A 392-nucleotide genomic window follows, 5' to 3' on the forward strand; every position below is an offset into this window, starting at 1 on the left:
GACTTAGCAATGTTTCAGTTTAATATCCAGCAATATCAGGAGGCATTATCTGGCTTTGAATCTGCTTTGCAGATAGCAGAAACCTTGGATGAGGATACTGGAAAAATTTATAAAATTGCCAATTCTCAGTATATGTTGGGGCGATGCTACGGGAGTTTAAAGCAGCCAGAAGTAGCAATTTCTTGGTATGAGAAAGCCGTTGAGTTGTATGTGGAAATTAAGGATACGAAATGGGCTTTATCGGGATTGGAATATCTGATTAATTTGTATCGGGAGTTCAAACAGGATGAACAGGTTATTGCCTCTTACCAGCGGCGGTTAGAGATTTTTCGGGAATTGGGCGATCGCATTGCGGAATACAGCTCGCTTTACGACTTAGCAATGTTTCAGTT

The 392-nt window shown here is 40.8% G+C and carries 1 protein-coding gene; it reads left to right on the forward strand.

All coding sequences use genetic code 11. From position 1 onward, the window contains the following. Nucleotides 1-392 (forward strand): tetratricopeptide repeat protein (locus LKK83_RS30610; protein ID WP_324635252.1); only part of this gene is annotated, 392 nt, incomplete at both ends.

Origin of the sequence: Phormidium sp. CCY1219 (assembly GCF_035615515.1) — a bacterium.
GTDB lineage: Bacteria > Cyanobacteriota > Cyanobacteriia > Cyanobacteriales > Laspinemataceae > CCY1219.